The organism is Bacillus luti (assembly GCF_009739945.1).
Taxonomy (GTDB): Bacteria; Bacillota; Bacilli; order Bacillales; family Bacillaceae_G; genus Bacillus_A; species Bacillus_A luti.
In genome coordinates this window covers 30,632-51,945 of sequence record NZ_CP040339.1, presented here as the reverse complement: position 1 = coordinate 51,945, position 21,314 = coordinate 30,632, and the positions used below count along the sequence as shown (strand labels likewise).

At 32.5% G+C, this 21,314-nt stretch carries 15 protein-coding genes and 4 pseudogenes; 10 read left to right on the top strand and 9 right to left on the bottom strand.

Annotation, left to right across the window (positions count from 1 at the left end; translation table 11 throughout):
• Window positions 1-5 precede the first annotated feature (5 nt).
• The 3 genes and pseudogenes from EUC40_RS26840 to EUC40_RS26830 form a co-directional block, all read right to left on the bottom strand.
• On the bottom strand, window positions 6-743 hold the full coding sequence (locus EUC40_RS26840) for a DUF7018 domain-containing (lipo)protein (RefSeq protein ID WP_425278208.1): 738 nt from the start codon (window positions 741-743) through the stop codon (window positions 6-8).
• A 57-nt stretch (window positions 744-800) separates the two neighbouring features.
• Window positions 801-920, bottom strand: a pseudogene (locus EUC40_RS26835) (excalibur calcium-binding domain-containing protein); the annotation flags it as partial.
• A 165-nt stretch (window positions 921-1,085) separates the two neighbouring features.
• Complete coding sequence (locus tag EUC40_RS26830; protein ID WP_000861527.1) at window positions 1,086-4,052, bottom strand: Tn3 family transposase; 2,967 nt, start codon at window positions 4,050-4,052, stop codon at window positions 1,086-1,088.
• A 147-nt stretch (window positions 4,053-4,199) separates the two neighbouring features.
• Here EUC40_RS26830 and EUC40_RS26825 point away from each other — a divergent pair, with 147 nt between their 5' ends.
• The 5 genes from EUC40_RS26825 (at window position 4,200) to EUC40_RS26805 (ending at window position 9,824) form a co-directional block, all read left to right on the top strand.
• Window positions 4,200-4,775 (top strand): recombinase family protein, encoded by a 576-nt coding sequence (locus tag EUC40_RS26825; RefSeq protein ID WP_001226074.1) that lies wholly within the window; start codon window positions 4,200-4,202, stop codon window positions 4,773-4,775.
• Window positions 4,776-4,887: 112 nt separating this feature from the next.
• Entirely contained in the window at window positions 4,888-5,733 is an 846-nt protein-coding gene (locus EUC40_RS26820) for an AraC family transcriptional regulator (RefSeq protein WP_000383879.1), read from the top strand.
• Between the two features lie 321 nt (window positions 5,734-6,054).
• Complete coding sequence (locus tag EUC40_RS26815; protein WP_001190587.1) at window positions 6,055-7,134, top strand: GerAB/ArcD/ProY family transporter; 1,080 nt, start codon at window positions 6,055-6,057, stop codon at window positions 7,132-7,134.
• Window positions 7,135-7,137: 3 nt separating this feature from the next.
• Entirely contained in the window at window positions 7,138-8,673 is a 1,536-nt protein-coding gene (locus EUC40_RS26810; RefSeq protein ID WP_001255449.1) for a spore germination protein, read from the top strand.
• Window positions 8,670-9,824: a Ger(x)C family spore germination protein gene (locus EUC40_RS26805; protein ID WP_000766213.1), complete on the top strand. Its 1,155-nt coding sequence runs from the start codon at window positions 8,670-8,672 to the stop codon at window positions 9,822-9,824. Before EUC40_RS26810 ends, EUC40_RS26805 begins: the two co-directional genes overlap by 4 nt.
• Before the next feature lie 72 nt (window positions 9,825-9,896).
• Here EUC40_RS26805 and EUC40_RS26800 read toward each other — a convergent pair whose 3' ends face one another.
• Both EUC40_RS26800 and EUC40_RS26795 read right to left on the bottom strand, forming a co-directional pair.
• Complete coding sequence (locus EUC40_RS26800; RefSeq protein WP_235600561.1) at window positions 9,897-10,871, bottom strand: hypothetical protein; 975 nt, start codon at window positions 10,869-10,871, stop codon at window positions 9,897-9,899.
• Between the two features lie 188 nt (window positions 10,872-11,059).
• A complete protein-coding gene (locus EUC40_RS26795) occupies window positions 11,060-11,404 on the bottom strand; it encodes a helix-turn-helix domain-containing protein (protein ID WP_034642285.1) in 345 nt (114 codons plus the stop codon).
• A 261-nt stretch (window positions 11,405-11,665) separates the two neighbouring features.
• Between EUC40_RS26795 and EUC40_RS26790 the strand changes: the two genes are divergently transcribed.
• The 3 genes from EUC40_RS26790 to EUC40_RS26780 all read left to right on the top strand — a co-directional run bounded on the left by EUC40_RS26790 (window position 11,666) and on the right by EUC40_RS26780 (window position 14,946).
• Complete coding sequence (locus EUC40_RS26790) at window positions 11,666-11,989, top strand: hypothetical protein (protein WP_062922882.1); 324 nt, start codon at window positions 11,666-11,668, stop codon at window positions 11,987-11,989.
• A gap of 907 nt (window positions 11,990-12,896) precedes the next feature.
• Entirely contained in the window at window positions 12,897-13,607 is a 711-nt protein-coding gene (locus EUC40_RS26785) for a hypothetical protein (RefSeq protein ID WP_062922883.1), read from the top strand.
• A gap of 16 nt (window positions 13,608-13,623) precedes the next feature.
• Window positions 13,624-14,946 (top strand): relaxase/mobilization nuclease domain-containing protein, encoded by a 1,323-nt coding sequence (locus EUC40_RS26780; protein ID WP_062922884.1) that lies wholly within the window; start codon window positions 13,624-13,626, stop codon window positions 14,944-14,946.
• Window positions 14,947-15,373: 427 nt separating this feature from the next.
• Here the strand turns inward: EUC40_RS26780 and hfq are convergent.
• The 3 genes and pseudogenes from hfq to EUC40_RS26770 all read right to left on the bottom strand — a co-directional run.
• A pseudogene (hfq, locus tag EUC40_RS26775) lies at window positions 15,374-15,547 on the bottom strand (RNA chaperone Hfq); the annotation flags it as partial.
• Window positions 15,548-15,608: 61 nt separating this feature from the next.
• Window positions 15,609-15,877 (bottom strand): annotated as a pseudogene (locus EUC40_RS27675) (phage integrase N-terminal SAM-like domain-containing protein); the annotation flags it as partial.
• An 8-nt stretch (window positions 15,878-15,885) separates the two neighbouring features.
• Window positions 15,886-16,494, bottom strand: a complete 609-nt coding sequence (locus EUC40_RS26770; RefSeq protein WP_062922885.1) for a recombinase family protein — start codon at window positions 16,492-16,494, stop codon at window positions 15,886-15,888.
• A gap of 412 nt (window positions 16,495-16,906) precedes the next feature.
• On the opposite strand from EUC40_RS26770, the gene EUC40_RS26765 reads away from it, so the two are divergent.
• Window positions 16,907-18,796: an ATP-dependent nuclease gene (locus EUC40_RS26765; RefSeq protein WP_062922886.1), complete on the top strand. Its 1,890-nt coding sequence runs from the start codon at window positions 16,907-16,909 to the stop codon at window positions 18,794-18,796.
• Window positions 18,789-20,693, top strand: coding sequence for a UvrD-helicase domain-containing protein (locus tag EUC40_RS26760; protein ID WP_062922887.1), 1,905 nt, complete (start codon window positions 18,789-18,791; stop codon window positions 20,691-20,693). The genes EUC40_RS26765 and EUC40_RS26760 overlap by 8 nt, the downstream gene beginning before the upstream one ends.
• Before the next feature lie 30 nt (window positions 20,694-20,723).
• Here the strand turns inward: EUC40_RS26760 and EUC40_RS26755 are convergent.
• Window positions 20,724-21,050: pseudogene (locus EUC40_RS26755) on the bottom strand (hypothetical protein); the annotation flags it as partial.
• Window positions 21,051-21,314 lie beyond the last annotated feature (264 nt).

Below are 21,314 nucleotides of genomic sequence, written 5' to 3'. Positions count from 1 at the left end.
ATATTTTATCGATTTAAATAATCTGTCATGAACTCTTCAGCTTCTTTTTTAATTTCTTCTGGAGTCATTTGGTCGACTGGTTTATAATTTCCGTATTTATCATAGTTGGCCGAATCTTTCTTAGGATCATACGTAGATGGTGGAACTTGTTCTTTAGGAACAACAGGCTCTTCTGTTTTAGGTGCTGGTGTTGGATTAGGAATATTTGGTGTAGTAATTTGTTTTCCATCGATTTCGCGTAATAAAGGGAAAATTTCTGTATATTTTCTAGCGGATTTTTGCATCAAATCATGCCCTTTTTGAAATTTATTTAAATCTTTAGCTGCTAATGCGTCTTTCATAATAAAAGATGCATCTGAGAATCCTTGCATTGCTTCTACCATCGTACTATGTAGGTTGCTGTACTTATTAGGTGCGCTAATTGATAGCATATCATTTGATACTATTTCGAATCCCCTTAAAGTAGTAATTACTTCTTTTCTCCAGTCTTCATTATCCATCTGTATAGATCCTGAGTTTACAGTTTTTAAGTATGCTGTTGTATATGGATCAATATCATTAAACGACTTATCGAGTTTGGCTCTATATTCAGAATCGGTTAAGATTTCTTTTTTATCGTTTGTATTACTAGAGGTTGTTTCACTTGAACTTGGTTTTTCTTCTTTTTCAACAGTTTTATTTTCGCAACCAACCGTAAGTATTCCAAGAACAGAAATAGTAAGTAATAGTTTCTTCACATACATCACCCCTAATTTTATTTATGTCTAAGTGATAAATAAAAGCACTCTCTCGAGTGTCTTTTACTTATCACATGCGATACCATCACCGTCTCGATCTAATTTAGTACTGTATCCAGGTTCACCTTGTTTTATTGGTGCTTTACCAGCTTTTCTTACTTCTGTGCAATTGGCATATGAGACGGTTGTGTCTACGCTTTGGTCAGTGACTTCATTTTGTTGAGTGTTTTTTGGCATTCTTAACGGTTCTTTGGAAACCCCGATATTTTCTATAAGGGGTCCCGTCAGGAAAATGCGGATTTACAACGCTAAGCCTATTTTCCTGACGATTCCCCCATTTTTACAACGTTAAGAAAGTTTTAATGGTCTTAAAGAATCTAACGAGACCACTTTCTCCGAATTAAAATGATATTCTCCTAGTAGATTAATATGTTCCCAACCTAGAGGCGACATATGGTGTAATAATTCTTCATTAAAACTACCAGACTGTTTTTGATATTCAACTGCTTTAGTTAGATGTAAGGTATTCCAAATACTAATAGCATTGATGATTATGTTTAAAGCACTGGCTCTTTGCAATTGATGTTGTATAGTCCGTTCCCTAAGCTCACCTTGTTTTCCGAAGAAAATAGCTCTTGCTAATCCGTTCATGGCTTCTCCTTTATTTAATCCCCTTTGTATTTTTCTTCTTAATGATTCATCCGATATATAATTCAAAATAAAAATTGTTTTTTCTATTCGACCCATCTCACGTAAGGCTATAGCCAAGCTGTTTTGTCTTGAATAAGATCCTAGTTTCCCCATAATAAGGGATGCTGAAACTGTTCCTTCTCTTATTGAGTGAGCTAATCGCAAAACATCCTCATAATTTTCTTTAATGACCTTTGTATTTATTTGTCCACGTAAAATGGCTTCTAATTTTGGATACTCACTTGCTTTATCTATTGTAAATAATTTTGAGTCTGCTAAATCTCTTATTCTTGGGGCAAATTTAAATCCTAATAAATGAGTCAGTCCGAATATTTGATCTGTGTAACCAGCTGTGTCTGTATAATGCTCTTCTATGTTTAAATCCGTTTCATGGTGCAACAAACCATCTAAAACATGAATCGCATCCCTTGAATTAGTATGAATAATCTTTGTGTAGTAAGAAGAGAATTGATCACTAGTAAAACGGTAGATGGTGGCTCCTTTTCCAGTTCCATAATGTGGGTTTGCATCTGCATGTAGTGATGAAACACCTAACTGCATTCTCATACCGTCTGATGAGGATGTTGTACCGTCTCCCCAATAGGAAGACAATTGTAATTTGTGATGAAAATTTACTAATACGGCTTGGGCTTTATTCATTGCATCTTCATACATGCGCCATTGAGATACATTGGCTAATTGCTTATATGTAAGTCCGGGTGTTGCTTCAGCCATCTTGCTTACACCTATATTCATTCCCATTCCTAAAAGGGCAGCCATAATAATAATCGTTTCTTCTTTATCCGGTTTTCGATTATTGGAAGCATGAGTAAATTGCTCATGAAATCCTGTTATATAAGCAATATCCATCAGTAAATCGGTTAATTTTATTCTTGGTAGCATCTGATAAAGGCTTGCACTAAACTTTTTTGCTTCTTCTGGTACATCTTTTTCTAAGCGTGCAAGTGACAGCTTTCCTTTATCAAGAGAAACTCCATCTAACTTGTTGGAATTGGCAGTTAACCACTTTAACCTTTCATTAAGGCTGCTGGTTCTCTCCGTTATATAATCTTCGAATGATAAACTAACTGATAATCTCGTATTCTCTTTCGTTTGATTCCATGTAAATTCGGAAAACAAATATTCCTCAAAATCTCTATATTGTCTGCTGCCAACAATGGAAACATCTCCTGCCCGAACATGCTCCCGAAGTTCTGTTAAAACAGCCATTTCATAGTAATGACGATTGATTGTTGTACCATCATTCTCGTATAAATGCTTTTTCCAACGTTTTGAAATAAAATCCACAGGTGAGTCATCAGGTACTTTTCGTTTTCCGGATTCGTTCATTCCTCGGATAATCTCTACAGCTTGTAAAAGTGGCTCATTTGCCTTTGTAGAATGAAATTCCAACACCCTTAATAGCGTTGGCGTATATTTTCTTAGTGAATAAAATCGTTTTTGCAGTAAGTCTAAATAATCATAGTCAGCAGGACGTGCAAGCTCCTGGGCTTCTTCGACCGAAGAGACAAAAGAATTCCATTCAATAACGGATTCTAAAACCTCAAAAACGTCTAATTTTTCCTGTTTTGCTTTGATCAAAGCTTGTCCGATGTTCGTAAAGTGTATAACTTTCTCATTCAGCTTTTTACCGTTCAGTTTCTGAATTTCCTCTTGAGCCTTACGACCTTTTGATAAGAGACTAAGTATTTGTCTGTCATGAATTTCAAAAGCTTTATCCGTCAAATCTTGATTAAGATGTAATAAATAGACGGTTAGTATTGAATATCGTTTATTTTCCTGAAAATCACGGAATGCATAAGGTTCATATCTTGAACCCAAGCGAGACAGCTGTAACAGGCGATTGCGGTGCAAATGATTAATTTGCACCGTTTCTAATTCCATTCCTCGTATGTATTCGAGTCGTTCTATTACTTTTAAAAAGGTTTCGGGTGAAGGATGTCCCGGTGGTTCTTTTAACCAACCCAATATCGTTTTATTGGATTCTGACGAATGCTGCAAGGTAATAATATCTTCAAGTTTTTCTTTTTGTTCATTTGTTAGGGATTGACTAACCGTGTTAAATAGCTTCTTTTCAGCCATTGCCCTTGCTTCCCACACTATTCTTTCAAGTGTAGTGATAGCAGGCAGTATGATTTTGTTTTTTCTTAGAAAATCTATGCATTCATGTAGTAGATGAATGGCATCACCATTTTCCAAAGCCAATTGATGTAGGTGCTTAAATGTCATTCTATATTCTTTCAGAGTAAAAGTTACTAGTTTATATTCAATTCGAATTTCTTTCAAATGATCCCAAAGTGTATTGTCTCTTTGAGGATAAAGCTTTAGCGAGGATGGACTAGCACCGATTTGTTTTGATATATAATGTATGACTGAATCCGGGATGTTTTTGATATGAGTGTATGGCCAACCGGGATATCGAAGAACAGCTAATTGAACGGCGAACCCTAAACGGTTTTCTTCTCTCCTTCGCTTATTGATAATTTCTAAATCCCGTTTGGAAAAAGTGTAGTAGGTTCCTAGCACCCACTCGTCTTCAGGAATTTGCATAAGGACCTGTCGCTGTTCCGATGTAAGCAATTCTCTACCTCTCGCAACTTTCATACAGTATCATCTCATTTCTGTAATTGTTCAGTTAATTAGTTCAATTATAAATCAATAGAGTGTACTCTATTGATACAATTATAGTAGACTGATAAAATCATAGTTAAGAGTGTCTCATAAGACTTATCTCAAAAATGAGGTGATATTTTGCGGAAAATTGGTTATATACGTGTCAGTTCGACTAACCAAAATCCTTCAAGGCAATTTCAGCAATTAAACGAAATCGGGATGGATATTATTTTTGAAGAAAAAGTTTCTGGTGCAACAAAGAATCGCGAGCAACTTCAAAAAATGTTGCAGGATTTACAGGAAGGCGACATTATTTATGTTACAGACTTAACTCGGATCACTCGGAGTACGCAGGATTTATTTGAATTGATTGATTTAATACGAAGGAAAAAGGCAAGCTTAAAATCACTCAAGGATACATGGCTAAATTTATCAGAGGATAATCCATACAGCCAATTCTTAATTACAGTAATGGCTGGTGTGAACCAATTAGAGCGCGACCTTATCCGTATGCGTCAACGTGAAGGGATTGAGTTAGCAAAGAAAGAAGGAAAGTTTAAGGGGCGTTTAAAGAAGTATCATAAAAATCACGCAGGGATGAATTATGCAGTAAAACTATATAAAGAAGGCGGCATGACTGTAAATCAAATTTGTGAAATTACTAATGTATCTAGGGCTTCATTATATAGAAATCTATCGGAAAGAAACAAATAGTTTTTCCTGATTCTATCAAAAGGTGTATTTTTTCACCAACATTTTTAGGCATGAAATGTCGGTAATTATTATCTATTTTGTTTTAAAGTAAATATTGAAAGGGAGTAAACTTATGGATTGGCTAGAAAGAATGAACAATGCGTTAAACTACATTGAAAATAGCCTGGATGAAGAAATAGACTACAAAGAGATTGCAAAAGCAGCTAACTGTTCTGAGTTTCATTTTTCAAGAATGTTCTCTTCAATCTCAGGTGTATCGCTATCAGAATATATTAGACGAAGACGGTTAACACTTGCAGCATTTGAAATTCAAAAAAGTGATATTCGGATCATCGATGTGGCAATTAAATATGGTTATATTTCTTCTGATACTTTCTCACGTGCTTTTCAAAAAATGCATGGGGTAACCCCTTCCAATGCTCGTAATAGAGGGGTACAGTTAAAAGCCTTTCCCAAAATTTCCTTTCAAATTTCTATTAAAGGAGATACCGAGATGGACTACAGAATTGAAAACCTTGATTTTGAATTAAGAATTGTCGGAAAAAGCAAGCCAGTAAAAACAAGCAGAGCATTTAAAACAATCCCTACGCTTTGGAACACTGCGAAAAAAGATGGATTTATGCAAGAACTAGTAGATATGTCATGGGAAAACCCAAAATGCACGCTTGAAAGCCTTCTGGGGGTTTGCGGAAAAGAAGCAGCCATCACAGATGAAAAGTTTTCCTATTTCATGGGCGTAAGATACGATGGTGACCCCCCCTCAAATATGGAGACGCTTATTCTTCCCGCAAGTACATGGGCAGTTTTTCCGAACATAGTAGATGCATGGAAACGATTATATTCCGAGTGGGTCCCTACCTCTGAGTACGAACTTGCAAATTTACCATGTATAGAATGTTATTACGGGCCGAATCATAAACCAAGACATGAACTCTGGGTTCCTGTCATCCCTAAGTAATTTACATATTCAATAATAGAACTCTGTTTATAGTGAACAAAAAAGCCTTATTTCTCGATTAAGTTGGCGAGAAATAAGGCTTTTTATATTGAAATTTCCTTATTGTTGTAATCACCATTTACCTGAAGCGCTTCCTTTAGGAGATTATCGCAAAAATATTCCAAACCGTGTGGGGATGGTTTGATGCTAATGAGTATAATATGAGGTGTTTTATGGATAATTAATTAATAAATGGAAAGAATACCTTTGAGTAACCTAGAAATAAATTTTATTTTATTTGCTCATTAATTATTAAATCCTAATCAGATAGTAGGTTTAACAATGCAATCACATAAAGCAAATTTTTCACAAGTATTTGTTTTGTTTATGATGAGTATTGGCTTAATGAATCACGTAATGGTAATTCCTATGTTATTAGCGATCTCAAAGAGGGATTCGTGGATTTCTGTCCTCTTATCTGGAGGATTCATTCTCGGTTGGTTACTTTTTATTCAATTTATTATGAAAAAATTAGACCATACACATCTGTATTCATGGTTAAATAACCATTTTGGCAAAATTATTGCAAGGGGATTATGTTTTTTAATATATATATTTATCCTCTTATTTATTGGAGTTACCTTAAAGGATATGATTGTATGGACCGTTACATCCTATTTCCCACAAAGTCCTGCGCCTATATTAGCAATGCTATTTTTAGTTATCTGCTTTTTTGCTGCAACTTCTACCTTTACAACCTTATCTATTCTCTCAGGTTTTTTATTAGTATTTGTTGTTGCATTAGGCTTTTTCGTTATGAGTCTTAATTTTCCTCATAAGGATTATTCTCAATTATTCCCTATCCTTGAGAATGGATTGACACCCGTTATCAAAGGAACCGTCTATAGTTTAGGTTCTCTGCTAGAAGTGACTTTAATATTTTTTATTCAACATAAATTAAAAATGAATATCAAGTCACGGAGTTTTATTATGCTCGGCTTAGTATTGATAGGCTTAACGCTTGGACCTTTATTGGGTTCTATTGCTATTTTTGGACCTGAAGAGGCTTCTAATCAGAGGTATCCTGCTTACGAAGAATGGAGATTATTGAAGATAGGAAAGTATATCGAACATGTAGATTTCTTTTCAATTTACCAATGGTTATCAGGTGGATTTATTAGGATTAGTTTTGGTTTATATATTATTGGACAATTATTTTCATTTAAAAACGAGAAAAAAAGGAATGTATTAATAGGAATCAGTTCACTAATTACATTTGTGGCTGTTCTTCTTCCTATAAGTGATATCGAATTTGTTCGTTTTTTACAAAATGTTTATTTTCATTTAACTTTTTTATTTTTACTTTCCTTTTCAATAGTATTAGGACTTTTAGTTTTTCTAAAAAGAGGAAAGGAGAGATAATCCTTGCGAAGATGGAATCAGAATACAAAAAAAGAGGGTAATGGAAAATTTTCTATCTATAAACCAAATCCAATATTAAATGAGGAAAAAATACGTTCAACATATCAAAATAGTGAGGATGTCAAAGTTGTTCTCCATAAAATTGGGAGTGAAGAAAAAGCTGTTGAGACCTTTTTCATTTATTGCGAAAGTTTAGTGGACAAAAAACAAATAAATCAGATTGTTATTCCTCAATTAGAAAAAATAGCTCAAAAACATCAATATCTTTTCTTAAAGGAAGAAATCCATAAGTATCAACAAGAGCTAGAGTGGACACCTTTAAAAGTGGGAGAAGGGTTAGAGTCTATCTCTTTGGAAATATTTAACGGAAATTTAGTTCTGTATTTTCCTAAGTCGCTTACCTTTTTTTCTGTCAATGCTTCAAATAAACCAAACCGTTCTACTGAACAGTCTAATTACGAAATATCCGTACGTGGGCCAAGAGACAATTTTATTGAAGATATTTCAACAAACGTGGCACTTATTCGTAAAAGATTAAGACATCCCACCTTGTCTTATCAAACGTTGACGTTAGGTAAACGGACCCAAACTCAAATAGGGATATTATATTTAAAAGATGTAGTTAATTTAGAGATTTTAGATAACATTCGAGAATGTCTAACTTTAATTGATATCGATGGCGTAATTAGTTCAACTCAAATTCAAGAGATGGTATCGAAACAATCTTTATCTATTTTTCCTCTTTGTGGTGATACAGCTAGACCAGATTTTGCAGTGGAATGCTTATTGCAAGGTAGAGTAGTGATTATAATTGATGGCTCCCCAATTGTTATTATCGCTCCTGTTACTATAACTTTTTTAATAAAAGCTGCAGAAGATTCCCACTTTAATTTTCTAACTGTATCATTTGCACGCTTTTATCGGTGGATAGGATTTCTTTTAGCTGTCTTCCTACCCGGATTTTGGATGGCATTACTTGCTTATCACCAAGATCAAATTCCTTTCCCTCTTCTTGCGACTGTGACTGTTGCAAGATCAGGTCTACCATTTCCAGCACCACTTGAGCTTATAATTGTTTTGTTCCTTTTTGAGATGTTCCGTGAAGCCGGTCAAAGATTACCCTCCCCCCTTGGTCAAACCCTTTCAGTGGTAGGCGGACTAATCATTGGGGATGCTGCAATCCGTTCGGGTTTTATCTCCCCTTCTGTCATTGTTATTACTGCTTTATCTGCTATTGCGGGATATACCTTAGTAAACCAAATATTAGCAGGAGCAGTATCCATACTCAGAGGGTTTGTACTATTATGTTCAATTTTGATGGGGTTATATGGATTTATGCTTGCCGGATTCGTAATCGTTCTTTATATCTCAAGATTACGTTCCTTTGGAATCCCTTACTTAGCTTTAGTTTTCCCAAAATCTAGTTCAGATTTTTTCAAAGGATTGTTTCGTTTACCGTGGAGAAGTTATAGACATAGAGTTGATTATCTCCGAACCAATGATAGTTCTAAAACGGACGAAGGAGAAGGAAAACAGTGAAGCTGCACAAAATAAAACTAATAATTATGATGCTTATCACTAGTGCAATGTTATCTGGATGTTGGAATATTAAAGAAGTTCAAGATATTTATTATGTTGCAGCTCTTGGTATAGATTTTAAAGAAGGAAAATATATAGCTTATGCTCAGTTACTTGACTTTTCTAACGTTGCTAAGTTAGAGGGGGCTAGACCTGATAAACAACCACCAGTGTGGATAGGAAGAGGTGAAGGTTTTACCATTACGGAAGCATTAAATCAATTATATAAGGATGCTCAACAAAGCCTTTTTTGGGGACATGTATCTACAATAATATTAAGCGAAAGACTGCTCAGACAAGATATTAAAGACTCTATTGATTTTATTAATCGGTACCGAGAAATACGCTATAATATTCTCTTATACGCTACAAAGGAACCCATTGATGATATACTTAAAACAAAAGCCTTTTTTACATTATCGGGGTTGTCTACCATTCTCCATGAACCAAAGGAAAGGTATAAACAACGGTCTTACATACAACCTAAACAATTTTATCAATTTATTAGAGATAGTGATCCGATGGGGCAAACTGCTTATATCCCATCACTTAAAATTTCAACAGAAAATTGGAAAGAAGAATCCAAAAAAGCACCATTATTAAGAAATGATGGAGCGTTCTTTGTAAGGAATAATCGCTTAGAAGGATGGCTTTCTGAGACTGATTTAAACGGTCTAAGATGGATGGATGAAAAAAACGTTCGATCTCCTGTGTGGATTATTGAGAATGATAGCGCTGTTGTTTCCGTAGTGATAGAGAAACCTAAGATTACAATTTCCCCTATTATGAGTAGTAAGCCCATACTTTTTAATATTCGAGTTGAAGTTCAAGCTGGAATAAATGAGAAGATCAAGGAAATTAGTGATAACGAGTTGATTACAAAAACTGAAGATATTATCAAATTAGAAATTCTAAAATCCTTTGAAAAAGGAATAGAAATAAATGCAGATATCTACAAATTAGGTGAATCATTATACCGTCAGAATCCAAGAAAATGGAAAGAAGAAGTAAAAACAGACTCGTTTTACTTAAATGAACACAGTATAAAGAATTTAAAAGTTAAAGTTAATTTAGTTAACTCCGGAAAGTTGAAGTACCAAGATGGATCCTAATATTAATTCAAACGGTATTTATAGTTTTTTAAAAAGGCCTAAGCTCTTGCAACACCGAGAAATTAGGCTTTTTTATATTGAATTCCTTAACGTTGTAAATCCGCATTTTCCTGACGCTACCCCTATAATAACTTCACTGTTTGAGGAATCGACGATTTTCACTGCAATATCAGTTTTGCTCGCTATGTTCGCATCTTTTCCATATGATCTAAAAGCTTCTCCTTTATACTGTTCGTATGGGCCGGCGGCAGCATGGAAAGTTGAAACGGACAGAGATTTATCCACTTTATCGTATTTCGCATATGCATCTAGATCGAAAGCGAAAGTAATTAACTTTCCATCCTCGCTAATAGTTACCGTAGGATTAACACCATCAATTTTCTTATAAGTCTCAGTTAATCGTTTTTGTGTATCATCTTTAAATTTATTAATTTTTTCTTTTTTCTTATCAATAGGTTGTTCCACTGGTTTCGGTTCAACCTTCTTTGCTTCTTTTGCAGGAGCGGTATTTGTAGTGGCAGCAGGTTTTACTTCTTGTTTAGGTTCTTCTTTCCCTGTAATCGTATTGAAGATAGAAACAACGATTCCTAAGTAAATTAAAGAAGCAATAACCATTTTTACTTTATTCCCAGATCGGAAACCAAGTATCTTCTGATACCATTTGCGTTCAGTTTTATGTATTTCAATATCTGTATAGCTCTTAATCAAGCTTTCTATTTCTTTTCCAGATCCGTTTGGTGTGAAGATGAAATTATCTTTCATACCTTTGAATTCAAAGGCTGATTTCACTGCATAATGATCAATAAATACATTTGTATATTCACTGAAATGATGTGTAGAGATACTGACTACATCTTTAGCGCCTCTATCATAAGTAAATGTTTGGATGTGTTCTTTTGAAACCGCAGCGTAGCCCGTTTTAATTCCACCAAGGGCAACGGTTACGATAATAGGAGTGATTCCATATTCTTTTTGATATTTAGCTGCTATAGCTTGTTTGGCAAGTTCTAGTTCACTTGGTTGTTTCTCTTTTTTCTTTTTCGCCATTACTTTACTCCCTTTCAAAATGTAAGATTTATCATCTCATGGTAGCAAACAAGTTATTCGTATATTGTCATATTATGTCGAATACAAATAAAAAAAGAGAGCGTTCGCTCTCGATGGTAATAATGGTAAAATTATGTAAAATTTCACCTCTTTATTTTGGAAATGATTTCTTTTATGATGAAATCAAATTATAGTACATCTTTGTTTTCTTGCAACATTTTTACATACAACGAAACTTGTTTTGCGAAACGTCCTTTCTGACGACCGTCAAGCTCCTCATAAGCTCTTTTGACGTCTTTTTGTAGCAATGATAATAATGCATCATCTTGCTCGTTCTCGAAGTTGAGAAGTGTGTCTGTAGAAATGCGGAAAATCGATGCTAAAGTTTTGATGCTCTCAACATCCGGCTGGTGTCGATCTGTTTCCCAATGCTTCATTTGTCCATGACTAAATCCATATTTTTCAGCAAAATCTTCTTGGATTAACCCTGTCTTTTTTCTAAAATATTTAATAGTTTGTCCTAATGTTCTCATAGTGCGAGTATAGTTATTCAGTCATCTACATACCATAAAAGTTAGATATACTAACTAAATAAGTAAAAAAGTTAGAAATTTAATGTATTTTAAGTTCTTATAGAGCTAGTGTTCGTTTGGTGATAATATATGCATATGGATTATTTCTTTTTCAAACATTTGACTATTTTCCTTATCTCGAAGGAGATTAAGTTTAAAGGATTTGTAAGTCAATATTGTAGATGAAAAATAGTTATCTGATTAGAGAAGGAGAGAGTGGAAATGAGAAATACTCAACAAATGTTAGCAATTACTGAGGTTGGAGAGAAGTGGATTAATGAAAAAGGAGTGATTATAGAGCATAGAAGTGAAGGTATTAAGTGGGAGCTAACAGATTCCTTTGTAGAAATTGGAGTCGAGGTGTGGAATATGAGATGGTTAAAACTTCCTAAAAATCCTGAAATTAATATTCCACAAGGAAAAGAAAAAAAGGAACAAATGTCACTTATGTTCACACCATCTCATAAGGAAAAAGCTCGTAGAATTGCAAAAAGCCATAACATAAGTGTTAGCGAATTATTTGCTTATTGGCTAGACCAACATTAAAATAAAAGGATTTTAATGGCTGAATAAGTAAAGAAATTCAATGCTTTCGTAAAAGGGAAGCTTTATGAAAAGTGGGTGGTTTGTAATAAGTAGTATTCTATTAATTAATAAGCTTTCATACTTAGTAGAGTTGTTTCCTGGTTGGTGTCTAAATAAAAACGGCAACATAGCACTATGTCACTGTTTTTATTTAGTTTACAAATTTATAACTGAAAATAGATTCGTTTTCCCCCTTTCTTAATAAGTTTGATCAGCATAATGGATAAAGAGAAAGAAGTCCCTTCTTGTTTAGAATAAATTAACTACTCAAAGTAGATAAAATAATCGTTGCCTGCTGAAAATGTCAGTGGCTATTAAACTAACTGTCATATTTTCTAGGATATTTCGTATTGATTCCAGTGTTGCTTTAAACATAATTTGTGACATTATGTTTAAAGCAATTACACCATCATTTTTATTCTTCTTTTTAATAAGTTCTTTGATTTTTTGTTTACTAATTCTAGGGTTTTCATCAAGAATATTATCTTCTGTAGGTTGTTCTTTATTTTCTTGTAAATTTGTTAATGATTTTCAAACATGTAATAAGGCTTGTTCCGATAATTTAAAGATTTGTGCTACAACTTCCATTGCAATCTTTGTGTACCATCTATATTCACCATTTCCATACCAATTTCCTTATGAAATGTTTAACGTATTATGACATATAACTGGAAAAGGTGGTACAATTTTTGGGTATTAGTAAATAGGGCAAGCTACGGGATTACCATGGTAATCTCCAAAAACGTTGTTTTTGACTTGGTAGGAGATTCCTACGACCTTTACAAATATATATAAGCGATTTTTTACAAAATCACTTATATATTTGTTGTCGCTTCGCTCGATTAATTAAAAAATTGGTGGTGAAATTATGGGATTTATTCATAAAACATATTTACAAATAACGTTAGATGAAAAAGATAAAGAAATGATTAAAAATAAAGCTGTAGAGTTAGGATATAAGTCAACTTCAGCGTTTATTATTGATTCAGCAAAAACACATTTTAAACTTAATGTTGATATGAAAGTTTATAGAGATTTAACTAAAGAAATTAACTATATTGGTAAGAATATAAATAGCTTAATTAGAAGGATCAATACAGACGGAATTTACACTGATAGTGATATTGATTTTCTAAGAGTTAATCAGAAAAAAATTGTAAATTTAATCAATACCGAATATGACCGACTAATTGATTTGAAAACCAAGTTTAATAGCGATAGCTTGAGTAAAAAACAAAAGGAAAAATTAATACAATCGTTAGCCGAAAACCAAATACAGATACCAAAAAAATTAGTGCTAGAAGAAGTGTATGAAAAGATAAAAGAAGATTTTGTTTATATCATAGAATGTATAGAAAACTCGCCTGAACAGAATAAAGAAGTAACAGAATATGTTTGGCAATATTTATATGGAGATACGCTATATAAGTTAGATGATAATCAATTAATAAAATTGGCCGATAGCATTTTTATTTTTGCGCAGAAATTAAAATTTAAGTTATCCAAACTCGATAATATTTTTTCAGATGATGATTGGTTTGAGCTGAAAGATATATTAGATGAATATGAAATTTATTAAGTAGGGATTGATTACAATGTCTATTGTGAAAATACAAAAAGTCAAAGACTTGAAAGCTGTCATTAATTACAGTATGCAACCTCATAAAACGAATGAGGAATTAGTTACATCTTATGAGTGTTCTATAGAAACAATAGATAGGGATTTTAAAAGTGTTTTAGTTGATTACAACGAAAAGAATAATAGTGATAAAAACATGAGCGCAAGAATGATAATTCAATCGTTTGATAGTAATGATAATTTAACGCCGGAACAAGTTCATCAATACGGCGTTGAATTTGCTGATAATTATCTAAAAGGCAATCACCAATATACAGTCATTACACATACAGAAACAGATAATTTACACAATCATATTATTTTCAATGATATTGATTTTAATAAATTAAAAATGTTTGATTCAAAGCGGGTAAATACTTTGGATCGATTACGTGAAGAAAATGATAAAATCTCTGAAAAATATGGTTTGTCGATAATCGAAGAAGGAAGAAAAGGAAGAAAAAAATATTTAGCTTTTACCGAATATGTAGCTAGATCAAAGAAGAAATCCTTCAAAGGAAAATTAGAAGAAACAATTGATAAAAACATATCAAAATCAAGTTCGTTTGATGAATTTTTAAGCTTGATGCGGAAAGAAGGATATGAGCATAAACAAGGGAAATATCTATCGTTTATGAATCCGAAGTCAGGGAAGCTTATGCGAACTAAAACAATGGGGTTTAATTACCTTGAATCCTCTATAAAATACAGAATAGGAAACAAAGGATATTCACCGATCAAAACAAATATAATTAACAGACAATGGATAGATAAGTCACAAGAGAAATTAAAAAATAATAAAGGGCTACAAAGATGGGCTACTAAACAAAATATTAATTACCTAAATGAATTAACCTCTAAGCTATATAAACAGAATATTTCACTTTCGGAACTTAATGAAATTGAAGAAAATAAGGAAATGTTAATTAACAGCTTTGAAAAGCAACTTTTAGGTATTGATAATGAAATTTTCAAATTAAAGAAAATGAAGGGTTGCTTCCAAACTTATAAAAAGAGCTATCCTCTAATCGTGGCGTATAAAAAAGCTGAAAGTAAAATGGCGTTTAAACAAGAACATTATCATGAATTTAAACAGTATGATGTTGCCAAGCGTGATATGAACTATCTAAAAAAGAATTATGATATAACTGATGAATCTGAATTACATTATAAGTTGTCATTAATGACAAAAGAACGAAATTTACTTTATGGAAGTTTGGGAAAAGAAAAAGAAGTGGAAGTAAATAGACAAGAGCAACAAAAACAGCAACAACAGCGTAGAATAGAAAATGAAAGATAAAAAATTATATGACATCAAAAAAGGATATTGTATAGTACCTTGTGAATGGATTGAACTACCCCCACTTAACAGTCTAACGAACAGTTTGAAGTGGGGGATTCCTACGAACACCAAGATATCACTCAGCTTTATGCGTAGGCAATCCCCGTAGTCCCTACGGTTATAAGCCTTAAGGCCTCTTTTCTCAGATTCTACTTTTCTAAACCAATCACATCCTTTTTTAGAATACTAGTATCAGTATGGCCAAGTTTAGGAAATTACTTGCAAGAGCTTTAGAGTTTTTGCACCAGGACTCTTTTTTCTATATTCTAAAACATTTTTTAATAAGACAACTTTATTTCAAAGCAACAGCATAGCGTCATACCGGTTCTAATTGATGAAGAAGAGCAGCATAACGTTATGCTGCTCTTTTGTCTATTAATATGTATTATTTAACAATTGTTGAAATGGCTTGTTTATAGACTAATTGTTGTTGCCCATTAACCATCATTAGAACAGTATATTTATCCATTGCAAGGACTTGTCCACATATTGGAACACCACTCTTTAAAAATATAGCGATTTCTCCCTTTTCCGATTTCAACTTTTCGTATAAATCTTTCTATAAATTCTGCATGTAACTCCCTCCTTTTTTATAATCGTATTTCTGTAGGTGTGTAAAAATTATATATTAAGTAATAGTTTTTCGTTTGTGAGTCCTTGTAGAGTATTGACGAGAGATCTTCTTTTAAATAATTAAAAAAGCTTCGAAATCTTTTTTATGGAGTGATTCCAAAAGATTATTTTCAGTGACCCTTTTTGATTGGTGCAGCCATTGAATAAAACTTTCTACATCGTATATATAGCGCTTAATCGTAGAGGGCTTTCTTCCTTTGTTTAATAAATAAGAAGAAAAGCCTTGTTTTGTATTTTGGATTTCTCTTGTAATGATACTGATTTTTACCCCTCCCTATTTTCATATCTTTTTACCACTCTGTAAAATGTAGGGCTAGTCATATTACATCTTTTCATGGCGTATAGCGCTGTGACCTTACCTTCTTTCCATTGATTATAAGAATCAATGAATTCTTGGGTTATCTCGGTTTTTGGTCTCCCTAAATGCTTTCCTTTTTTCTTTGCAGCTTCAATGCCTTCACGTTGGCGAGTTTTTATTTTTGTCCGTTCTTCTTCAGCAAGCCAGGACAAGATTTGGAGTACCAAATCAGTAATAAGATTTCCTAAACTATCTTTATACTGAGTTGTATCTAGAAGTGGCATGTCTAATACGACAATATGAGCCTGAATATTTTGGGTAATATCTTTCCACTCCTGAAGGATAGCCTCTTTATTTCTGCCGAAACGATCTAGGGAATGAATATATAAAATATCATCTTTTCTTAACATGCGTTTTACGAGTTGGTATTGATTACGATCGAAATCTTTTCCGCTTTGTTTGTCGATAAAAATATCTCTTTCGTCAGTGATGAGCTGTTTCATTGCTTCAAGCTGCCGATCTTCATTTTGATCTTTGCTACTAACCCTTACATATCCGAATTTTCTTGTATTCAAAATAAATAGACATCCTTCCGGAAATATTTCTAATAAAATTATAACAAAAAACACTTCAAAAGGTACTATGGATTATTTAGTACTTCGAAATTGTGTTTTTAAACCTTTTGAAGTACTGAATTCAGTAGAGTTTAAGGTACATCAAAAGGTGTACCTTTTGATACATAAAATAATTCTAGTTATAAAGAGTAGTTAATCTTCATTTTTTTGGCAGAAGTTTTGATAATGTATTTAAACAATATTTACGCTAAAGCTTATTAAGAAAAGTCAGTTGGGATTTTTCAGATTTTTACTATTTTTAGGGATTAAAAGCAGAACGTAAGGGGAATTTGCAATATAATGTAAATAAAGAAAGAATACTGATGAAAAAATATTATTCGATAAGAAAAGAACACAAAAAGGAGTATAAAAAATGTACCTTTCAGAAGTTTATATAAAAAATTTTCGTAAATTCGGAAACCAAGGGCTCCATTTAACCCTAAATAAGGGGTTTAATTTGTTTGTAGGAGAAAATGACTCTGGGAAGACCACAATAATTGATGCTATTAAACTGGTTCTTGGCACTCAAAGTAATGATTTTAGTAGAATTGAGATTGATGATTTTCATATTGCAAGTGAAAATTCCCCTGAAAACGAAAGGGCTAAAACTCTAGAAATTTCTTGTATTATACGAGATATTTCATTAGATGAAGCAAAACATCTATTAGAATGGTTATCATTTGAAAAGGTAGACGGCAAAACAGTGTACGTACTTCATATCTCTTATTTTGCTAAAAGAGAAGGTAAGAAAGTTTTTTATGACGTAAAAGCTGGTATTGGAGATGGGGGAAGATTACTAAACAGTGAGGCAAGAAATAGGATAAGGGCTACTTATTTAAAACCTTTAAGAGATGCTAATACTGAATTAGCACCTCGAAAAAATTCAAGGCTTTCAAATATTCTAAACAGTCATGCGGCTTTTGAAAATGAAGATAGTCATTTTTTACTTGAAACATTTAAAGAAGCGAACAAAAAAATAGACTCTTATTTTAAGGGAAAAGATATAAATGAAGGAGATTTACCAGATCAGCTTGGGAAAAATCTTTTAGAAGAAATTAATACATACCTTAATAAATTTTCAAACAAAAATAAGGTTTTAGAATCAAGTTTTCGAATTTCAGACTTAAAACTAAGAAACATACTTGAACGGCTTACATTGGAGTTTGAAAGCTCAAAGCCAGGATTAGGATCGCATAATATTTTATTTATTGCGGCCGAACTTTTATTGTTAAAAAGAGAAGAATTTGATGGCTTAAAATTAGCTTTAATTGAAGAAATCGAGGCTCATTTACATACCCAAGCTCAAATCAGACTAATTGAGTATTTACAGGAGGAAGCTGAGAGCTCAAATATTCAACTTATATTAAGTACTCACAGTACTGCTTTATCTTCAAAAATAAAATTGGAAAATTTATTTATCTGTAATAATAACAATATTTTTTCAATGAGATCTGACGAGACTGAGTTATTAAAAGGAGATTACTTATTTTTAGAACGATTTTTAGATGCTACAAAGGCGGATATGTTTTTTGCACAAGGAGTAATTATGGTAGAGGGTGATGCTGAAAATTTAATCTTACCGTCCTTAAGTAAAGTGATTGGGAAACCATTTTCACAATATGGTGTAACAGTACTGAATGTGGGGAGTACGGCATTTCTAAGGTACTCGAGTATTTTTAAACGGAAGAATAGTGAAAATGGTTTATTTAACATCCCTGTGGCTTGCGTGACAGACTTAGATATAGATACTAATGAATATATAAATGATGAAGGATTAAGTGATGCTTACAAAGAGAAACGACAAGAGAAACAAGCTAGTATTGTTAAAAGATATGATGGGCAACTTGTCAGAACTTTTGTTTCGCCTTATTGGACGCTAGAACATGATATTGCTTTAAGTGAACTTCGGCCACTATTATTGAAGGCAATTTTACAAGCGAAAAAAATCCAAAATAGTGATAAGTATGGATTAACCGATGAAAAAAATGCAGGAATCGAAGAAGAAATTAAAATCATAAATGCTTCTTGGGAGAAAAAGAACTATAATAATTTTCAAATAGCTCATGATATTTATAAAAATCTAATTACCCCAAAAAACAATAAAATATCAAAAGCAATTATAGCGCAGTGTTTCGCAAATATAATCGAGGAATATGCAGATAAGGAAGAATTAAAACAGAATATATTAAAAGATGAGAAATTAAGGTATTTAGTGGAAGCTATCACACATGTGACTTCTGAAGGGGGTACTAAAAATGATTGAAATTACAAATGAAGATATAGATTCAATCGAAACAGCATTGCTGCCTTATGGAAGTGAATTTGATGATAATCATAGAAAAGTTATTAAGAATCTAGAAACGATTGATATAAAAGCGTGTCCTGGAAGTGGAAAAACAACAACTCTAATTGCCAAGCTTTTAATTCTTGAAAAGAAACTTCCGTTTAAAAATAATCAAGGTATATGTGTTTTAACGCATACGAATGTTGGAGTAAATGAGATTAAAGAAAGAAGTAGTAATCAAGAGGGGCGTAAGCTTTTTCAATATCCCAATCATGTATCAACAATACAGGTATTTGTTAATAAATACTTAGCAATTCCGTCTTACCAACACTTTTATAACGACAATGTTTATAGCATTGATCAAGAGACATATAGGGACAACTTTAATCAAGTCTTTTTTAAAATTCCAAGAGGATATAGAACAAGCATTAACCAAAAATATAAAACTGATGATCTTTGTAATAAGTTGAATTTTGGCTTAGAAGACGATGAATGTGTTTATATAGGGAATAAGAAATTAAGTGATGTTTATAATGTGACAACAGATACTTATAACTATATAAATGGGCTTAAGAAGGAGCTCTTTGCTAAAGGAATCCTTTCATATTATGATGCATATGTATTGGCTTTTAAATTTTTAAGAGAATTTCCTGAAATAAAGAATTTATTTTCTGCTCGATTTAGATTTTTATTTATGGATGAAATGCAAGATACCTCAAGTCTTCAGATGGAATTATTAAACAGTATCTTCGATAAAGAACAAGTAAGTATTCAATGTATTGGAGATGAAAACCAAGCAATATTCGAAAACCCAAGTGATAAAATATGTTGGAAACCAAAGAATGCCCTTTCTTTGGATGAAAGTAAACGATTTTCAACATCAATTGCAGAGTGTATAGATAAAGTATGTGTTAAACCACAAAATATAAAAGGAAACTCAAATATAAACAATATCTCCCCTATAATACTTGTATTTAATGATTCAAATATTGGAAAAGTGTTACCGACATTCTCTAAGATAATTATTGATAATAACCTACATAACGAGGATAGAAAGATTTTCAAGGCAGTTGGTAGGGTTGCTAAAGTTCACAATGAAGGGCACATAACGATTCCGAGCTATTTTCCCTCTTATATTAAAAGTGGAAATGATAAAATAAAAAAAAGTTATAAATCTTTAGGTGGTTATTTACAGGCAATTTCGCAGTTTGAAGATCTTAATGTGAGTGATTGTCGCAAACTAATAATTAATTGCTTGTTGCACGCAATGAGAATTGAGAATATTAGAATTGATGGTAAATGGTACTCAGAAAAAAAACTGCTAAAGAAGTTAGAAGAACGAAATAAGAATCTGGTAGTCAACTTAAATACCTATATAGCAAAATGGATTTTAAAGGTTCAGAATGGTGAAGATATTAATGATGAAATGGCTACATTTATTATGAAGAAGTTTCTACCTTTTTTAAAAGAAAATAAGCATATAAGTACTTCCTTGAAAGAATTTTGTAATAAAAAAGAAAATGAAACTTGTGAAGATTTAGCTGAAGCAAATCAGAGAAATATATTTATCTATCAAGATACAAATAATGAAATAATAGTTAGCTTAGATACAGTTCATAATGTAAAGGGCGAAACCCATACAGCAACACTGTATTTAGAGACATATTTTAAACAGTATGATTTGATGAGAATACAGGAGTATTTAAAGAAAAAACATACTTCCCCAAAAGGTAAGGAATTACCAGCGGCTTTAAGTGTAGCCTATGTTGGGCTAACTCGACCTACCCACCTTCTTTGTTTGGCCATGAGGCAAAAAACTATTGATGGACATGAAGAGGATTTTAAAAAAGCTGGTTGGCAAATACGATATATATAAAGTTGAAGGACTGAATATAAATAGACATTTCTATTGTTTTAATATTTCTTCTTCAGATAATAAGGAACATAATGGCGTGTTTCTGTATCTAGCTGTAGCGCTATGCGTGTAGAAAATTCCACGTAAAATACTGTTCTTCTCAAAAATTTCACGTAGTTCATCCATTATTTTCGTTAACTTCATTTCTTTTTCTCGCTGCGGTATGTTATCCAAAAGAGAAATTTGTTCCTCTCCTTCCAGGATTAGAATCGTTAGAGAAATGTTTATGTTATGAATGCGTTCGCCAGTATATTGTTGATGTGAAAAGTATGTACAGATATGACAAATATTCATCGTTAAATTTGTTTTACGGTGAATATACGGGACAAATAAACTATCTTACAGATTCATCATAGTAACTACAGGGGTAATGCTTTGACAAGTTTATTATATAACAAATATTAACATCCATAGATTTTAATTTTGAAAATTATGTGAATTAAGAAAACGGAATGGTTTATCATTTTCTCTTCCTAAAAAATCCATTTAGTTATTTCGTATAAATAACTTTAAATTAATATCTACATCATAATTAATTAGTTAAAATATAAGTATAGGTAAATAGAGAAGAATGTAGCATTC

Coding starts and splice junctions, on each gene's coding strand:
- EUC40_RS26760 (WP_062922887.1), top strand. CDS start 18,789: ATGATTGAAATTACAAATGAAGATATAGATTCAATCGAAACAGCATTG.
- EUC40_RS26795 (WP_034642285.1), bottom strand. CDS start 11,404: ATGAGAACATTAGGACAAACTATTAAATATTTTAGAAAAAAGACAGGG.
- EUC40_RS26830 (WP_000861527.1), bottom strand. CDS start 4,052: ATGAAAGTTGCGAGAGGTAGAGAATTGCTTACATCGGAACAGCGACAG.
- EUC40_RS26790 (WP_062922882.1), top strand. CDS start 11,666: ATGAGAAATACTCAACAAATGTTAGCAATTACTGAGGTTGGAGAGAAG.
- EUC40_RS26815 (WP_001190587.1), top strand. CDS start 6,055: ATGCAATCACATAAAGCAAATTTTTCACAAGTATTTGTTTTGTTTATG.
- EUC40_RS26765 (WP_062922886.1), top strand. CDS start 16,907: ATGTACCTTTCAGAAGTTTATATAAAAAATTTTCGTAAATTCGGAAAC.
- EUC40_RS26820 (WP_000383879.1), top strand. CDS start 4,888: ATGGATTGGCTAGAAAGAATGAACAATGCGTTAAACTACATTGAAAAT.
- EUC40_RS26785 (WP_062922883.1), top strand. CDS start 12,897: ATGGGATTTATTCATAAAACATATTTACAAATAACGTTAGATGAAAAA.
- EUC40_RS26840 (WP_425278208.1), bottom strand. CDS start 743: ATGTATGTGAAGAAACTATTACTTACTATTTCTGTTCTTGGAATACTT.
- EUC40_RS26780 (WP_062922884.1), top strand. CDS start 13,624: ATGTCTATTGTGAAAATACAAAAAGTCAAAGACTTGAAAGCTGTCATT.
- EUC40_RS26800 (WP_235600561.1), bottom strand. CDS start 10,871: ATGGCGAAAAAGAAAAAAGAGAAACAACCAAGTGAACTAGAACTTGCC.